This window comes from Microbulbifer donghaiensis, assembly GCF_900129095.1.
Lineage (GTDB): Bacteria > Pseudomonadota > Gammaproteobacteria > Pseudomonadales > Cellvibrionaceae > Microbulbifer > Microbulbifer donghaiensis.
The window spans coordinates 162,003-175,291 of record NZ_FQVA01000002.1 but is presented as its reverse complement, the minus strand read 5'-3'; the positions used below and the strand labels follow the sequence as shown (position 1 = coordinate 175,291).

The 13,289-nt window shown below is 51.7% G+C and carries 10 protein-coding genes; all 10 read left to right on the top strand.

The features are described from left to right. Window positions 1-27 precede the first annotated feature (27 nt). Complete coding sequence (locus BUC36_RS11065) at window positions 28-1,899, top strand: glycosyltransferase (protein WP_073275108.1); 1,872 nt, start codon at window positions 28-30, stop codon at window positions 1,897-1,899. Window positions 1,900-1,909: 10 nt separating this feature from the next. Continuing rightward, window positions 1,910-3,142, top strand: coding sequence for a glycosyltransferase family 4 protein (locus BUC36_RS11060; RefSeq protein WP_073275106.1), 1,233 nt, complete (start codon window positions 1,910-1,912; stop codon window positions 3,140-3,142). Window positions 3,143-3,168: 26 nt separating this feature from the next. Continuing rightward, complete coding sequence (locus BUC36_RS11055) at window positions 3,169-4,026, top strand: sulfotransferase family protein (protein ID WP_143186958.1); 858 nt, start codon at window positions 3,169-3,171, stop codon at window positions 4,024-4,026. A 132-nt stretch (window positions 4,027-4,158) separates the two neighbouring features. Then, window positions 4,159-5,184 (top strand): hypothetical protein, encoded by a 1,026-nt coding sequence (locus tag BUC36_RS11050; protein ID WP_084535925.1) that lies wholly within the window; start codon window positions 4,159-4,161, stop codon window positions 5,182-5,184. Window positions 5,185-5,235: 51 nt separating this feature from the next. Then, the gene (locus BUC36_RS18595) at window positions 5,236-6,438 is read left to right on the top strand and encodes a glycosyltransferase family 61 protein (protein WP_084535923.1); all 1,203 of its coding nucleotides are present in this window, start codon (window positions 5,236-5,238) and stop codon (window positions 6,436-6,438) included. A gap of 550 nt (window positions 6,439-6,988) precedes the next feature. Next, window positions 6,989-7,948 (top strand): sulfotransferase family 2 domain-containing protein, encoded by a 960-nt coding sequence (locus tag BUC36_RS11040; protein ID WP_159436011.1) that lies wholly within the window; start codon window positions 6,989-6,991, stop codon window positions 7,946-7,948. A gap of 32 nt (window positions 7,949-7,980) precedes the next feature. Next, window positions 7,981-10,230 (top strand): glycosyltransferase family 2 protein, encoded by a 2,250-nt coding sequence (locus BUC36_RS11035; RefSeq protein WP_234994966.1) that lies wholly within the window; start codon window positions 7,981-7,983, stop codon window positions 10,228-10,230. Between the two features lie 162 nt (window positions 10,231-10,392). Further along, a complete protein-coding gene (locus BUC36_RS11030; RefSeq protein WP_073275097.1) occupies window positions 10,393-12,126 on the top strand; it encodes an SLC13 family permease in 1,734 nt (577 codons plus the stop codon). A 269-nt stretch (window positions 12,127-12,395) separates the two neighbouring features. Beyond that, window positions 12,396-12,734: a Fic family protein gene (locus BUC36_RS11025; protein ID WP_073275094.1), complete on the top strand. Its 339-nt coding sequence runs from the start codon at window positions 12,396-12,398 to the stop codon at window positions 12,732-12,734. Between the two features lie 3 nt (window positions 12,735-12,737). Continuing rightward, complete coding sequence (locus BUC36_RS11020) at window positions 12,738-13,289, top strand: hypothetical protein (RefSeq protein WP_073275092.1); 552 nt, start codon at window positions 12,738-12,740, stop codon at window positions 13,287-13,289.

Below are 13,289 nucleotides of genomic sequence, written 5' to 3'. Positions count from 1 at the left end.
AGGTTTAGCCCTTGGGGGGGCATTAGTATGGGTAAGCTGACACAGCTCTTGTTTGCAGATAAAAGCGAGAGCATAACGGAGCCACGCGATGGCATCCCGCATGTTTGGGTGGATGTCTGCGGTATTTTGGGGCAGCGCTACCTGCTGATTCAGGGGTGGGCGTTCCACCCCGCATACGAATCGGTAAACTTCCGCCTTGTCAGTATGGTAGGAGATGCAGGCGACAACGAGAAAGCTGCCGCTAATAGTGTTTTGTATACGCTGCGAACGACCCGCCTGGATGTCAATAAACAGTTCGGCTTTCAGGGCGCCGTACGCCGGTGGGGGTACAGCCTGTTACTCGAGTGCCCGGAAGGCGTGGAAATCGATCATACGCAGCTGCGCTTATCCGTAGAGGCTGGCCGTGATCGTAAACTGGCCGAGTTAAAACCCTTCGAACCACTGGCAGGTGGAGCTCTGTTTGGCCACTGTGCGACCTGGAATGCCGAAGAAAAGCAAAAGCTGTTTAACCTCCTGCGCACAGTCATGGGCTCCAAGGTCTACGAGATCGAGGGATTCCCACACATGCAGGAAGGCCAGCTGCGCGCCCATGTAAATTGGCACTGGGACAATGTGCTGGCTGTGCCGGGCCGAGGCGTTTTCCTCGCGGGTTGGCTGCTCGACGGCCAGAAGGAGCTGGCGTCGATGGTGTTGCGTTCCTCTGACGGGTGCTACAGCAGTGAGTTGCTGGACAGATCCGTGCGCTACGCACGCCAGGACGTGCTCGATGCCTTTCCCGGTACCGCCCCGGCAGATTACAAAGCCGGCCTATATGCCTGGATTCCAATGCCGCATCTGATGGAGCGTTCTGCTCTGGAGATCGTCATGCTGACCAAGCAGGGCGCTGTGACCATTCTCCCGCTGCAGCAGCGTATTGTCCGTGAAGACATCACCCTGGCTAGCCAGCAGATTCTGGTGAATTTCAATGTGCGCGCACGCGATTATCAGAAGGTAATGCGAGAGCATGTCGGTCCCGCTCTGGCTGCGCTCTGGGAAAACCGCCAAAGCCTACTGGGTGAGCCGGAAGTCGAGGTTGTGCAGTTCGGCGCGCCGATAGAAGCGCCAAAACGATCCGTGATCGTGCCCCTATATGGTCGTTACGACTTTTTGTTACATCAGGTGGCGCAATTCACCAGCGACAAAGATTTCGCCGAGACAGAGCTAATTTACGTGCTCGACGATCCACGCCTCTATGAGGCGTTCATGCCATTCTGCCATGACACGGCGGCACTGTTCCCGGTTTCATTCAAGGTGGTCTATGCCGGCAGAAACCTGGGCTACGCGGGCGCGAACAATCTGGGCGCGCGCTACGCAACCAGCGACCAGTTGGTGCTGCTGAACTCCGACATTATCCCGAGTGAGGGCGGCTGGCTTTCACGAATAGAGCACAAAGCAACGGATCTCGAAAGCGTCGGCGTGGTGGCACCGAAACTCGTGTACGACGACGGGACTATTCAGCACCTGGGCATGAGCTTCTCCCGCAGTGCAGAGTATGGACAGCTTTGGCTCAACGAGCATCCCGGAAAAGGCAAGCCCGAATGGCTGGTTTCACCTGAGACGGTCGAAGAGGCTCCCGCAGTTACCGGTGCCTGTATGTTTATCTCCAAAGCACTGTACGAATCCGTTGGTGGCCTGGATGAAACTTATGTGCTGGGCGACTTCGAGGATTCCGATCTGTGCCTGAAGCTGCGAAAGGCTGGGTACCGACACTATGTCCTCGGTGATGAAAAGCTGTATCACCTGGAGCGACAATCACAGAATTTGTTCGAGAACCATGACTGGAAGTTCAAGATCACGCTCTATAACGCCTGGCAGCACACCGAGCGCTGGGGTGCTCTGATTGAAGAATTGGTGGCGTGAGGTAGTACCAATGACTGACCACAAAATATTGATCGTGTCACACGGCCACCCTGACCACAGCAAGGGCGGGGCCGAAGTGGCTGCCTACAACCTGTTCAAGGAATACGAGCGTCAGGGCCTGGATACCGTCTTCCTCGCCCGTACCGATCAGCCGTCCCACGGTGGCTCCGCGTTCTCGACGATTAACTCAGAACGGGAGATTCTGTTTCACACCCATATGTCGGACTTTTTCTTGTTCCAGTCCGGCAACAAGAAGCATGTGTGGCAGGACTTCCGCGGGCTGCTGGAGCGCTATCAGCCGACAGTGGTGCATTTCCACCACTATATCCATATGGGCCTGGAATTGATCCGCGAGGTAAAGAACACGCTGCCGAATGCACGCATCGTGCTGACATTGCACGAATACCTGGCTATCTGTGCCAATAATGGCCAGATGGTCAAGCCGGGCAAGCAGATGAAGCTCTGTTACAAATCCGCGCCAACCGATTGTGCACGTTGCTTTCCAGAGCGCTCAGCTGCGGACTTTTTTCTGCGTGAAAAATACATCAAATCTATTTTCGACTTGGTGGATGTATTCGTGTCACCTAGCCACTTCCTGATCGACCGTTACAAAGCCTGGGGCATTCCTGAGACCAAAATGGTTATGATCGAAAATGGGCAACCAAAAGTGGAGGCTCCGCTGCCGCGCCCACTGGCAGAGGGCGAAGAACGTGGGCGCTTTGCGTTTTTCGGCCAGATCAATCCTTTCAAGGGCGTGGATGTACTCCTTGAGGCATTTAAGTTGCTACCTGAAGAGATAAAGAAAAAGGTGCATCTGGATATCCACGGTGCCAACCTCGAGGGGCAAACCGAGGATTTTCAGGGGAAGATCCGGGGTTTATTAGATGAACTTGGTGATTTAGTTACGCTGCACGGGCCGTATGAATCCAACGAAATTGGACGATTGATGGAGCAAACTGACTGGGTGGTTATCCCTTCAGTTTGGTGGGAGAATTCGCCAATGGTCATTCAGGAGGCGTTTAATCACAAGCGGCCATTGATCGCCAGTGATATCGGTGGGATGGAGGAGAAAATAGCCCATTTGGAAAACGGCGTTCATTTTAGAAGCAGAAGTGCGAATGCGTTAGCTTATCAGGTTAAAAATGCCGTTTTGGAGGAGGACTGGTCAGCACTAGTTAAATCTATCAATCGACCGCTGTCTATCTCGGAGTGTGCCGGCGCTCACCTGAAATTATATAGTTAGTTAATTTATAGCTTATAGGTTTAGTAATGATTACTCCAATTATGCTTCGTAGTTTTGGACGGTCTGGCTCTACTTTGCTGATGCAGGTACTGGGATCTTCGAAGAATGTAATTTTCGATAGAGATTACCCTTTTGAGAAAAGACATTTAACATATTTCCATCGGTTGGCGAATATCGTTGGAAAAGATGCGGACAATGACTCCGATTGGAATCCTGATACCATTTTTAATTCCTCCCTGAATAGGGTTGGCCCCATTCCATATCAGGAAGTGGAGATATTTGATCGTAAGAAACTCTCAGATGACCTGTTAAGGCGTCTTTGGAATGGGTTTTCTCATCAGGTCGCGGCATGTCAGTCGGAATCAATAGATGATAGCAAGCCAATCTATTATGCAGAGAAGGTGGTCCACGATATTTGCGATGATATAAACAATATTGTTGAAGCTAAAAACCTATTTCTTTTTAGAGATCCCAGGGATGAATTCTTGTCTGTAAAAAGTTTTAACAAAAAGCGTGGCTTTAATGGCTTTGGGTGGCAAAAAGATGATACGGATGAAAGTTACGCTTTGAAGCTTTGTAATATGAGGAGGAACTTTATGCGTCACATTGCAAATATTGAGCGTGATGAGAGAAGGTTTTTGGTCAAATATGAAGAGTTTATGGGTAACCCATATGAAATCACAAATAGCATCGGGGAATGGATCGGCTTGAATCTTGATTATGGAAAAGTCGAATCACAAAAAAAAGCAGTCGCACATCATTTTACAAGTAGTAGTGTAGGAGCTTCAGTTGGCCGCTGGAAGACTGAGATGGAACAGTCAGTTGCTGCCATATTTGCGAGAGAGCTGGGGGAAGAATTGCAGCTACTTGGCTATGAAGTTTAGTTGTTTTTAGTAGGTTTGTTATATTTATAGAGAGCCCGAAAATTTTTTTATTTTGAATTTTTATGGGTTGAAAATTATGTTTGCGTTTCATGCGTTGTTTTGGTGTAAATGTGAAAAGGTGTTTTTTCTTTCATGAAATTGCTGTTGCATATTGGGACTGAAAAGACTGGAACCACTACTATCCAGGAGGCCCTGTTTAGAAATAGGGCTGCACTTTCGAACCTGGGGTTTCATTTTTTACGTTGCGCCGGCGAGAAAAATAATAGAGCTTTAGCAGCATATTGTATGAGAGAAAATCGCTATGATGATTTTTTCTCCTCTCGGTCAATAAGGGATGTGGAATCTAGGAATAAATTCAATAAGAGTTTTATTGAAAAATTCCGAAGGGAGTTGTGTGAACTCGATAATACTATTCATACGGTAATTATATCTAGTGAGCATTTTCACTCTCGGACAGTTTTCTTGGATGAGGTTGAGTCACTCAAACACTTGCTGATTGAGTTTTTCGAGGAAATTGAAATTCTAATATATCTTAGGCCTCAGGCTGACGTCGCGGTTTCTCTGTATACCACTGCCCTTAAAAGTGGGAAGTCTGTGGGGTTTGAAGATTTTGTTTTTAATTCATGTGTCCCTGAAAACTATTATTACAATTATTCCAAAATTTTAGAGCAGTGGTCATCGGTGTTTTCTCAAGGTAGCCTGGTCCCAAAAATTTTTAGCAGGCGAGAATTTATTGAGGGTGACTTGCTCGTTGATTTTGTATCCTCGATTGATTCGAATATTGTCTCATGCTTGGATTTAAATGTTGGGGTTATGAATGAGTCGGTGACTCATCTTGGGCAGTCTCTCCTGAGATCGGTGAATGAGTTGGTTAAAGGATTGGATGATCGTGATACTAAAATTCGAGTTAGGCGGGAAGTGCTAAATCTCCTTTCAGATAGAGCCTCTGGCGCTGGGCTAGGATTAACAAAAGAAAAATACGTTCTTGTTCAGAGAAAATTTGATGACATAAATGAATGTGTTCGAGAAAAATTTTTTCCGAAGAGAAATTTTCTGTTTAAAGATAGAACAGTTTTTGATGAGGGTAGAATCCTGAGGCGTGAAGACGAATCCCTTATTTTTCATTGCCTTAGAACAATTGGTGAGCACCTCATTTAATTTGGATAATTTATTGTTGGTTTGGCTCCTTAATCATTATTTTGGTTTTATATGTTAAGCGCAAAAGATATAGAGGATTTTTTAAGTGGGCGCAAACTGGCACCTGATGTCATTTGCAGAAATGATGTGCTTTATACTTCTGTTAACTCGTCCGATTTGAGTGATTTTTGTGTTGATTTGTACGGCGCTGTGCAAACCGCGCATCGTGGTCCAGAATTTATCATTGGCAATCCATTTGATAGTGATTGCTTAAAAGGTGTATCAAAGAAAGTTGTCAATAAAGCGCCAGTATCTGTTTTGGAGTTGGATGACGCTAGGGTTGTTGGGCGAGATGCATTTTTATCAAGCTGTGATAGTCTCATCGATTTTTCTGGCAGTAAATTAATAGATGATTTTATTAAAAAGCCGCTAAATAAGCATAAGGGCTATATTTGGAAACATAGAAGGAACTCACTTTCAATCACATACCGAGCCCCTCACTCCGGAGTTCAGCCTAAGGGGGTGGGGATAGTTGTTCATGGCGTGGAGTCTGGAAATTATGGCTCTTTTCTATTTAGGATGCTTCCGCAATTATTGATTCTATCTCGATATGCAATTGATCGAATCGATTATATTGTGGTTCCTGAAAGAACTCCCTGGTTGATGAGTGCACTTTTGTTATTGAGACTAGATCATCTGTGTGTTTATGAATTTAGTGAAATTTGTGGTGTTCCACTAGAGAAGTTTTTTGCAGTTGGCCAGACTGATGTGGAGGGCTCTTTTCACCCGAATATTTATGAATTAATTGATGAGTTTTCAGATTTTACAGGCTCCACTGCGACTGATGACTTTGAGTTTTCTAAAAAAGTGTACCTGTCCCGGAATCTTTCTAAAATTAACAGGCCGAATTATCGGCCATTAATTAATGAGGATGAGGTAGAGCGAAGCCTGATGGATCTGGGCTTTTCAATTGCGTATCCAGAGACGTTATCGTTTTCACAGCAAATAAGGTTAATGCGCAACGCAGAGTTTGTTGTGGGCCCCTCTGGTAGCGGAATGCTGAATTCGGTATTCAGTAGGCCTGGGGTAAAAGTTGTAGATATTGAGAGTTTTACTCATACAGTTCGACAGCACGCGCATATTTATGATTCGACAGAGAAAAAGTATGGTTTTGTTTTTGGCGATTTGCAGGACGTTAACAAGCCAATTTTTTCTCCTTGGACTGTTGAATCTAATCATGTTTTGGAATCAATAGATTTGATGGCGGGCGTATAGTAAGTGTGAGTAATTTATTTTTCTGGTAATTTTTTGAGGTTGTATTTTTGGCTATGAGCTATAGGCTAATATTGTCGTCACCCTGATTAATAATCGCTGGTTAAAGTTTAAGGGGGCGGGGTTAAGTTTTTAGGTGGGGGTATTTCGTTGGCAAGGTCAGAAGGTTACGGGATTTTTAATCAGTTGACTAATAGAGGCTTGAAGGTCTTGCGCGTTAGTCGGTAGACATTGCTCGATTAGTTTTGGTCCTTGCAATAGTTCGCGGCGTCACCTCAATAATGGGGGCAGGGTAAAGTTACTTGGGAATGTCTTTGGTTTAAGTTTGTGCGATAGTCGCTCGTGGGCTCAATTCATGATCCCGGTATGGACTCTCGGCGTTGGCTGAATAGCCATCAGTACTACGATTCGATGGCTATTTAGGCATTTATTCCTTTCGATGACGGTTTTTAATTGGGCTAGTGTAATATTTGATGCCAAAGTTTACTTGATTTTTCGCATGCACTGATGCGAGTTGGATGTAAAGTTTATATTTTTAAGGTTGTGTTCTTTAGTGAAACCTTTTGTTTTTATCCATATCCCCAAGACGGCGGGCACTAGCTTTCGTTACGGTGCGGATGCGTTTTTTGGTCCGGAGCGCATTTGTCGAGACTATGGCCCGGAATCACCGGAAACCAGTGAGATAGTGAACCATTGGGTGACAAAAGTTCCGGATGGATGGAGATTTAAAAAGGCGTTTGAAAATGAGGGCTATCTGCTTCTAACGGGTCACTTTCATGCCGTTCGCTATGCGCCTATCTTCGGCATCAGACGCATGGTGACTTTTCTTCGTGATCCAATACAGCGCACCATTTCGGAGTTCAGACATTTCGTGCGCCACAATGGCTTCACAGGAGATTTCGAAGCCTTTTATAGGGCGAAGCAAAATATCAATCGGCAACGCCGAATTTTGGATCACCTCCCTTGGCCGGCATTGGGTTTTCTTGGTTTTACGGAACACTATCAGGAATCACTGGCATTGCTAAACCATAAGTTTGGGCTTCAAATCCCGGCCTTAAGTGAGAATTTGAGCCGGGATAGCTATACAGAGCCCTATGAAGTCACTGCCGAGCAGGAGGCAGAACTGCGCCGCCTGAATGCGGCGGAAATCCGCTTTTATAATTTGGCCAAAGAACAGTTCGAATGGCGCAGGCGCCTATTTGAGCGGCAGGAACCGTTCGTCGCCGGTACCCTGATGCGTGCGGGCGACAAGAACCTTGACGGCTGGGCCGTCGCAGACGAAGGTGATGATCCGGTAACAGTTCAAGCTAGGGTGAATGGTGAAGTAATTGCTGAAGCGGTAGCTAATCAGGACCGGCCAGGATTGCGTGAGAAGGGCGTTGCCCGGGGTGGTTTCGTGGGTTTCAGCTTCGACATCTCGCATTTGAAGCCGGGTGACCTCGTTGAGTGCGTGGTGGCATCCAGCGGTCAGTCGCTGGTACGTAGTCCGTGGAAAATCCAGTCTCCGTCCTGAGTTTTCAGCAGTAATCAGAGAATTCTCATATTGTGATCGATTTTATTAAATCTCTTTTCCGGGTGAACCTGGCGCGCCGCCTCAAGCCACTCGCGGATATTGAACCTGCGGGCCCAGAGGAAAGTGATTATCAGTGGTGTTCACTCGGTGTCGATCCGCAATTTACCGTCCGCAGAAATCGTTTCGCGGCGGGCTGGTATATGGTGGAGCTGAAGATTTCCCACTGCAAATCTGGCGCCGATGCCTGCCTCTATGTAGATACCGGTAGGGACTTTAACGAGGAGGAGAGGTTCTCTCTTCCGTTGCGAGCCGGGAAGATAGCCAAGCGCTTGGTTTACTTCCCGCGGCCAGTCCGTGCAATCCGTTTCGATCCGATGGAGGCGGCAGGGCCTTTTTCCATTGAGCACTTTCACTTTGTGCGTTTGGCGCCCTGGTTCGCGCGCGACCGTTTGGCGCAACGTCTTTGCAATATGCATGCCCAATACCGCCACCTGGATAAGGCGCAGGTGGTTGTGCGGGTAAAGGAGCAGGCCAAGGAACTCGGGTTGAATTGGCTGGATCTGGCTCTTGAGCGTTACGACGACACTTTTGCTCGACGCAAACAGGGGCGGGACTACCGCGAGTGGATCTACGAGGTGGAACAGCGCCGCACCAGTGTTCTCTCCACGGGCGGGAGCGGCAGGCCGCAGATATCCATTTTGTTGCCCACGTTTAATACTGATATCGCCATGTTGCGCGCCTGCATCGATTCGGTACTGGCGCAGACCTATCCGCATTGGCAGCTCTGTATCGCCGATGATGCTTCCCGGAATAGCCAGTTACGGGAGTTCCTGGTGGAATGCGCGGCCCGTGATTCGCGTATTCAGGTGGTGTTCCGGCAGCAAAACGGCCATATTGCGGCCGCCAGCAACAGTGCGCTGGAGATGGCGACTGGTGATTTCGTCGCGCTGCTGGATCACGATGATACGCTGGCGCCCCATGCGCTGGAGCGGGTGGTCGCTGCGCTGCAGAATAATCCAGATGCCGCGCTGCTTTACAGCGATGAGGACAAGATCGACGAGGCCGGTGAGCGTTTCGATCCGCACTTCAAGCCAGCCTGGAACCCGGATCTGCTGCTGTCGCAGAACTATATCTGCCACTTGACGGTATTAAAGGCAGATGTGGTTAAGAAAGTTGGCGGCTTTCGTGAGGGTACCGAGGGCAGCCAGGATCATGATTTGCTGCTCCGCTGCCTGCCGTATTTAAACGCTGATAACGTAGTACATATCCCCGAAGTCCTGTACCACTGGCGGGCTATTTCCGGATCCACCGCACAGGCCGGCGCCAATAAAGGTTATGCAATGAAGGCGGGGCTGCGTGCCGTCGCCGATTACCTGCAGCGCGAGTCGCTTCCCGCCAGGGTCGAGCCGGGCAGCGCGCCCAATACCTATTGTGTACGTTGGGATTTGCCCGAACTGACGCCACTGGTCAGCCTGCTGGTTCCGACCCGGGATGGCTATGACATCCTGAAGCCCTGTGTCGATGCGATTCTGGCCCGTACCGAATATCCGAATTTCGAGTTGCTGATTCTCGATAACCAGAGTCGTTGCGAAAGGACGCTGGCATACCTGCGCGAGGTGAGCGCGGATCCGCGGGTATCGGTACACCGCTGGGATTACCCTTTCAATTATTCCGCCATCAATAACTTCGGTGCGCGATTGGCGAAAGGTGAGATCCTGGGCCTGATCAATAACGATATTGAGCCGATCAATGGCGACTGGCTGCGTGAGATGGTGAGCCAGGCCTGCAGACCGGAAATCGGTTGCGTGGGGGCCAAGCTCTATTACCCCAACGATACCATCCAGCACGGTGGCGTGATCCTGGGAATCGGTGGCGTGGCGGGGCATGCCCACAAATATTTCCACCGCCACGACTACGGCTATTTCTCCCGTTTGCATCTGGTGCAGAATCTTTCTGCGGTAACCGGTGCCTGCCTGTTGCTGCGCAAGTCGGTATTTGAAGAGGTCGGCGGCCTGGATGAAGAAAACCTGGCCGTGTCGTTCAATGACGTGGATTTATGCCTGAAAGTACGTGAGGCGGGCTACCGCAATCTGTGGACGCCTAATGCGGAACTCTATCACCACGAGTCCGTGTCCCGTGGTGCCGACGACACCATGGCCAAGCGCCGCCGGGCGCAGCGCGAGGCGGAGTATATGCGCAAGCGCTGGGGAAATCAGTTGGACACGGATCCGGCCTACAACCCGAACCTCACTCTGGTGCACGAGGATTTTTCGCTGGCCTGATTCCATATTCCGGCTCAGATTGGGATGGAAAAGTCCGGCTATAAGCTGATAGCTGTAAATACTTTGGGCGGCGGCGGCAGATTTGGCATAATTGCCCATTCCACATCAAATGTATAAAAAGTAGTCATTCGAACAGGGTGACCCAACCGGCAATATGACTCCATGACACTTACCCAGCTCGTCGTTGCCGGTATCTTTTTCCTGGTAATCGCCGCCCTCATCTTTACGCGCTTCCGATCTTCCATGGTTTTCGCCACGGCGGCGGCCGCCTGTTTCCTTACCGGGCTGGTGCCGGCGGAGTCGGTGTTACAGAAGGCGGTGAACCCGGGGCTGGTGACGCTGGTGGCGCTGCTGCTGGTGTCGCTGGGGCTGGAGAAGACCCGCTGGCTGCGGGCCATCTCCGATCGCCTGATCAATGGTTCCCTCAAGGGCAGCCTGCTGCGCCTGACCTTTGCGACTGCAGCGAGCTCTGCGTTCCTGAACAATACCGCGGTGGTGGCCGCGCTGGCCTCCAGCGTAAAGGCGCAGCGCAAATACCCGGCGGCGAAGCTGCTGCTGCCGCTGTCCTATGCCGCAATACTCGGCGGCACCCTGACCCTGATCGGCACTTCCACCAACCTGATCGTGAACAGCTTTGTGCTGGATCGCGGTGTCGCCGGGCTGGATTTTTTCGCGTTCCTGCCGGTGGGTTTGGCGGCTGCGGTCGTGGGACTGGTGGTGCTGCTGCTGTGCAACCGCCTGCTGCCCGAAGGGCGGGGCGCGGAGGAGCCGGTGGCCGAGTACCTGCTGGAGGCGGAAGTGGTGGCGGATTCGCCGCTGGATGGCCGCACTGTGGAGCAGAACCAGCTGCGCCAGCTGGAAACCCTCTATCTGATCGAGATCGTGCGCGGCGGGCAGGTGATCAGCCCGGTGGCGCCGACGGAAGTGATCAGGTCCGGCGACAAGCTGATCTTCAGTGGCGACGTGCGCGACCTGGGGCGCCTGCAGGATATACAGGGCCTGCACTTGTTTGCGCTGGAAGACAAATCGCTGGACATCAACCTGACGGAAGTGGTGTTGACGCCTAACTCCAGCATCCTCGGGCAAACCCTGAAGAGCTGCCAGTTCCGCACCCGTTTCGACGCCGCCGTGGTGGCGATGCGCCGCGGCGGTGACCGGCTGTCGGGCAAGCTCGGTGAGATCGAGTTGCAGGCCGGCGATGCGCTGCTGCTCGCGGTGGGGTCCGATTTCAAGCACCACCGCAATATTGACAAGAACTTCTACGTGATCAGTGGCGGCGAGGTGCAGCGTCAGCTTTCCCGCCGGGACAACTGGTTGCTGGGGCTGGGCTTTGGTGTGGTGATCGCCGGTGCCGCGCTGGGCTATTTCTCACTGCTGAAAGGCATGATCCTGCTGCTCGGCGGCATGATCGCCCTGGGTATTGTTTCAACCACCGAACTGCAGCGCCGTTTCCCGTTTGAGATCTGGATGATTATCGCCAGCGCATTGGTGCTGGCGGAGGCCTTCTCCGGTAGTGGCCTGGCGGATTTGCTGGCCGACGGGCTGCGCAACAGTCTGCAGGGGGCGGGGCCCTTTGTTGCACTGGTGGGCATTTTCCTGCTGACGGTGGCGCTGACGGAGTTAATGACCAACAACGCCGCCGCCGCACTGGCATTTCCGCTGGCGTGGAGCCTGGCGGAGAGCTTCGGTGTGAGCTGGACGCCGTTCGTCATGGCGGTGGCCTACGGGGCCAGCGCCAGCTTCCTGACTCCCTTCGGTTACCAGACCAACCTGATGGTGCAGAACCTCGGTGGTTATCACCTGAGGGATTTTATGCGCGCGGGCTTGCCGCTGACGATCGCTTACTCGGTTACTGTCCTGGCGCTGTTGCCGCTGGTGTTTCCGTTTACTGTTTGAGTGCTGGTCAACAATACTCGTCATACCGGCGAATGCCGGTATCCAGTTTGGTGGCACCTGAATTAGGTGGTGCTCCTGCACCACGCCCTGTGGGCCACGCGCTTTGCGCGTGCTCGCTTCGGCATCCTTGCCTTCGCAGTCCGGCGTGAGCTGCGCTGCTCCGTCGAGTCGCCGGAATGACGATATAGGGTGGGGCTGGCCTAACGTTGTAGCCATATGGCTACAAGCTGTGGCAATATGGCCACAGTTTGTAGCCATGGAGTCTCCCCATGAATCCCGCACTCGAGGCCCTGTTCGGTAGCAGATCTGCGGCGCAGACTTTGCTGTTCCTGCAGAACTATGGCGAGGGCCACGCCCGCCGGATCGCAGATACTTTCGGTGTGTCGCATATGGCTATCCAGCGGCAGCTAAGGCGCCTGGAAGCCGACGGCATATTGGTGAGCCGAGAGGTCGGCCGGGCGCGGGTGTTCACGTGGAACCCGCGTAGCGCCACGGTGAAGGACTTGCGTAAATTCCTCGAGGCCGAGCTGGAGCGTCTGCCCGAGGAAATCACCCGGCAATACTTTCGCCAGCGCCAGCGGCCGCGTCGTAGCGGTAAGGAGCTGTAGCCCATGGCGATCAAGGCGGACACATCAGCAGTAGAGCTGGCCGCTCTTGTCAGCCAGGCTCTTGAAGCAGCGGGCATTAAAGCCACTTTGTCTGGTGGTGGCGCTGTCAGTATTTATTCCGACAACCAGTACGAGTCGAAGGATCTGGATTTCGTCACGTCAGAGCGGCGTGATCGGTTGTCCTCTGCGTTGGCGCCTCTAGGATTTACGTTGGCGAGCGACAAGCGCCATTTTACGCACCCGCACACCGACCTGTTTTTGGAGTTCCCGGCGGCACCCCTGGAGTTTGGCAGCCGTATGGTGCAGCACGACGATATACCGAGGATGGACACGAAGTGGGGGCCGCTGCGTGTCATAACACCAACCTTGTGTGTGATGGATCGTCTGGCCGCTTTTTGGCACTGGAACGATCGCCAGTCTTGGGACCAGGCAGTTTTGGTGGCTAGCCATTGCGACGTTGATTACGACGAGCTCCTGGCCTATGCCAAGGATGAGGGCGCCGACTCCCGCGATATTAAAAAGCTGCGAGAACTGGCGAGGCGTGGAGAAGGGTAA